We start from the raw sequence: 4,151 nt of genomic DNA, 5'->3' as shown, positions 1-4,151 counted from the left end.
GACGGACCGTCAGCGGGCCGGACACGTCTGTGCCTACCGGCCCGCTGACGGTCCGTCAATCATGCCCGTGCGGAGGCGATCCCCCTCGTCACAGCGCGACCCTGCGCGTTTCGCCCGGTGGACGCGCTGAGGACCTGCGATGCACCGCCGCTCTGGCGCACCGCAGGCCCTCGGTCTCTGGGGTCAGCGCGTGCCGACCGCCGCGCGCACCGCACGCCGCGCCATCTGGGCGTCGTCGTGCAACCGCCGCAGCAGCAGGCGCTGTTCCTCGCCGGTCGGCAGGGAGCCGTGGGCGGGCGCCGGGTCGTGCAGGGCGCGCTGGACGGCCGTCTCGTACGTACGGATCTCGCGCGTCAGGACCAGCATCAGGTTCACCAGGAACGCGTCCCGGGAGGCCGGGCCCGCCGACTGGGCGAGCTGGCTGATCTGGCGGCGGGCGCCCGGCGCGTCCGCGAGGACCGACCACAGGACCGCCAGGTCGTAGCCCGGCAGGTACCAGCCGGCGTGCTCCCAGTCCACGAGGACCGGGCCCGCCGGGGACAGCAGCAGGTTGGAGAGCAGCGCGTCCCCGTGGCAGAACTGGCCCATCCCGCCCCGGCCCGCCGACTGCGCGATGCCGTGCAGGAGCTTCTGGAGGTCGCCGAGGTCGCGGTCGGTCAGCAGGCCGAGGTCGTGGTAGCGGGAGATCCGGGCCGCGTAGTCGAGCGGCGCGTCGAACGTGCCCGCCGGGGGCCGCCACGCGTTGAGCCGGCACACCGCCGCCAGCGCCGCCCGGATGTCGGCGCGCGGCGGCGCCTCCACCGGATGCCGCGTCAGCGCCGCGACCCGGCCCGCCATCCGCTCGATGACCAGGACGCAGTTCTCCGGGTCCGCCGCGATCAGCCGGGGCGTGCGCACCGGCGGACGCTGCCGCACGAACGTGCGGTACGCGGCTATCTCGTGCCGGCCGCGCTCCGCCCAGGCGGGGGAGTGGTCCAGCAGACACTTCGCCACGGCCTGCTTGCGTCCCGTCGTACCGGCGAGCAGGACGCTGCGGCCACTGCGGCGCAGCACCTGCACCGGGGCGAAGTCCGGGCAGATCCGGTGCACCGAGGCGAGCGCGGTGCGCAACTGGGCGCCCTGCGGGCCCGACAGGTCCAGTCTGCCGCTGAGGGGTGGTGTCCCGGCGCCCGCCGGCCTGCGCTGCCGCACCATGCCGGGGGCGACGGGTGCGAGGTAGGGGCCACCACCCTGGCGGGGGTAGGCGGGCCGGGGCGGCGCGGACACGGAGGACGATGCTGCGTACATGGGCGAGACAGATCCCTTCGTGTGCCTGCGAAGTCAAGTGCGCCGCCCGGCCCGGTCACCCAGGTGCACCCTGGGGAGTGTCCCCGGACGACCGGGTCGGGGTGGCGCGTTCCTACCTGACACCCGATCGGCCGTGGCACACCACGTGGCGGACCCTGGCGAACCCTGGCGAATAGTCGCCCGGCAACCCCGGCGCGGCCCGTGCGGCTACTGTCGACTCCAGCCGAGAACCTGGGGGCTTGACGTGAGCGGAGAACCCAACACCCGACTGTCGGACCTGTTCGGCCTGGCCGGCTGGTCCAAGGGGGAACTCGCGAGACTGGTGAACCGGCAGGCGGCGGCCATGGGCCACCCCCAACTGTCCACCGACACCTCGCGGGTACGGCGCTGGATCGACACGGGAGAGATCCCGCGCGATCCCGTACCGCGGGTGCTGGCAGCCCTGTTCACCGAGCGTCTCGGCCGTGTCGTGACCATCGAGGACCTCGGTCTGGTCCGGCACGGGCGCCCGGGGAAACGGCAGAGCGGCGGGAGCGCTGAGCGCCCCGACGGGGTTCCGTGGACGCCCGACCGGACGGTCGCGTTCCTCACCGAATTCACGGGAATGGACCTCATGCTCAACCGACGCGGCCTGGTGGGCGCGGGCGCCGCGCTCGCCGCGGGCTCCGCACTCAGCAGCGCCATGTACGACTGGCTGCACACCGACCCGATCCTGTCCGCCGACGCTCCCGTCCTCGACCACCCCCTGAACGCCGACCCCGTAGGGTTCGACCGCTACGAGGCCGCCCCCATCGGGACCGAGGAGATCGAGGCGCTGGAGCGCTCCGTGGAGGTGTTCCGCGCCTGGGACGCCGCCCGGGGCGGGGGACTCCAGCGCAAAGCGGTGGTGGGACAGCTCAACGAGGTGGGCGGCATGCTCGCCTACCGCCACCCGGTACACCTCCAGCGCCGCCTGTGGGGCGTCGCCGCCAACCTCGCCGTCCTCGCGGGCTGGATGTCCCACGACGTCGGCCTCGAACCCACCGCCCAGAAGTACTTCCTGATCGCCGCGCACGCCGCCCGCGAGGGCGGGGACCGGCCCCGCGCCAGCGAGGCCCTCTCCCGTGCGGCCCGGCAGAAGGTGCACCTGGGCGAGCCCGGCGAGGCGCTCGACCTGATGCGGCTCGCCCAGTCCGGCGCCGGGCCCGAGATCCTGCCGCGCACCCGGGCCATGTTCCACACCATCGAGGCGTGGGCGCAGGCCGCCGAGGGCAAGGGGCAGGCCATGCGCCGCACCCTCGGCAAGGCGGAGGACCTGTTCGCCTCCGCCCGGGACGACGGGCCCGCGCCGAGCTGGATGCAGCTCTTCAACGAGGCCGACCTGTACGGCATGCAGGGCCTCGCCTACCGCACCCTCGCCGAGCACGATCCGGGCGCGGCGGCCCAGGCGCAGTACTTCGCCGACAAGGCCCTCGCGCTGCGGGACGACACCCAGCAGCGGTCCCGGATCTTCGACCACCTGTCGATGGCCTCGGCCCTGTTCATCGCGGGGGACGCCGAGCACGCCCACCACTACGCGCGGCAAGCCCTGTCGTCGATGGGCGCGAACTCGTCGCTGCGGACCTGGGACCGGCTCAGCGACATGTACCGGCTGACCGGGCCGTACGCCAAGGAGCCGAAGATCGCGCAGCTGCGGGAGGAGATCAAGTCGGCGCTGCCGAAGGCGAAGGGCGGCAGGGGGGCGGTGGTGTCGACGTGAGGGCGCTCATCGGGGCGACGGTCTGATTCGGGGTGACGGCCCGATTCGGTTTGACGGTCTGATTCGGTTTGACGGTCCGATCGTCACACCGGCACCCTCGCCGCCAGTACGCATGCCGAGTCCTCGCCGGTGTGGGGTTCGGCCGCCGCCTCGGCGGCCTCCTGTGCCGTCCTCGCCTCCACGAGCCGGGAGGTGAGGACGGTCCGGGCGTCCGGGTCGGTGTGCAGCAGGAGGAGGTCGCCCGGTTCGAGGCGCGTCTCGGACGGGCGGTGCACGGCGCCCGGCGCGGTGCCGAGGAGGGCGCCGCCGGGCCCGGTCAGCCGGCGCCCGGTGCCGCCGCGGACCAGCAGGGGGGCGCAGGGGCCCGCCTGGGCCCAGGTGAGGGTGCGGTTCGCGGGCCGGTACCGGCAGCAGACGACACCGGCGAGCGCGGGCCGCTCGCCCGCGCCGAGGAGCTGCCCGAGTAACCCGAGCAGCCGCCCCGGCTCGGTGCCGGCCAGCGCCATCCCGCGCAGCGCGCCCAGCAGCATCGTCGCCGTGGCCTCCAGCGTCCGGGCGTTCCCGGTCAGCGAGCCGACCGTGAACACCGTGTCGCCGCCCGGCAGTTGGACCGAGTCGAACCAGTCCGCCCCGATCGGCACGCCGCCGGAAGCGGGCAGGTGCAGCCCGGCGACGTCCAGCACGGGGGGCGCCTGGCGCGGGAGTCGCAGGGAACCGCACCAGGGCGGCGTGGCGGCTCCCCGCGACTCGACCGCGAGCCGTGCCTCGGTACGCGGACGCGGCCCGCCCCGGCGGAGCGAGTCACGGGTCTCGGTCACCGCCCGCTGGCTGCGCCGCAGTTCGCTGACGTCCCGCAGCACCGCCCACATCGAGGCGGTGCACCCGTCAGCGCCGAGCACGGGCTCGCCCATCAGGTGCACGGTCCGCACCTCGCCGCCCGGCCGGACGACGCGGAACTCGCCGTCGATGGGCCGCGAGTCGATGAGGCAGTCCGTCACCATCGCCGTCAGCTTCGGCCGGTCCTCCTCCAGGACGAGCGACGGCAGCTCGTCCAGGGTCAGCGCCGGGGACGCCGGATCGCGGCCGAGGATGCGGTGGAACTCCGCCGACCACACCGCCTCGTCCG

The 4,151-nt window shown here is 74.5% G+C and carries 3 protein-coding genes; 1 reads left to right on the top strand and 2 read right to left on the bottom strand.

The window, feature by feature from the left end; genetic code table 11:
- Positions 1 to 183 precede the first annotated feature (183 nt).
- Positions 184 to 1,287 (bottom strand): aminoglycoside phosphotransferase family protein, encoded by a 1,104-nt coding sequence (locus tag AOK24_RS28885; protein WP_055722986.1) that lies wholly within the window; start codon positions 1,285 to 1,287, stop codon positions 184 to 186.
- A 244-nt stretch (positions 1,288 to 1,531) separates the two neighbouring features.
- Between AOK24_RS28885 and AOK24_RS28880 the strand changes: the two genes are divergently transcribed.
- Complete coding sequence (locus AOK24_RS28880; RefSeq protein WP_055722985.1) at positions 1,532 to 3,025, top strand: DNA-binding protein NsdB; 1,494 nt, start codon at positions 1,532 to 1,534, stop codon at positions 3,023 to 3,025.
- A gap of 83 nt (positions 3,026 to 3,108) precedes the next feature.
- On the opposite strand, the gene AOK24_RS28875 is transcribed toward AOK24_RS28880, so the two are convergent.
- A partial coding sequence (locus AOK24_RS28875; protein WP_055722984.1) for a SpoIIE family protein phosphatase occupies positions 3,109 to 4,151 on the bottom strand: 1,043 nt, incomplete at its 5' end.

Origin of the sequence: Streptomyces niveiscabiei, from assembly GCF_001419795.1 — a bacterium.
GTDB lineage: Bacteria > Actinomycetota > Actinomycetes > Streptomycetales > Streptomycetaceae > Streptomyces > Streptomyces niveiscabiei.
The sequence above is the reverse complement of the archived record's forward strand: the minus strand, read 5'-3'. Positions and strand labels throughout refer to the sequence as shown.

Coding starts and splice junctions, on each gene's coding strand:
- AOK24_RS28885 (WP_055722986.1), bottom strand. CDS start 1,287: ATGTACGCAGCATCGTCCTCCGTGTCCGCGCCGCCCCGGCCCGCCTAC.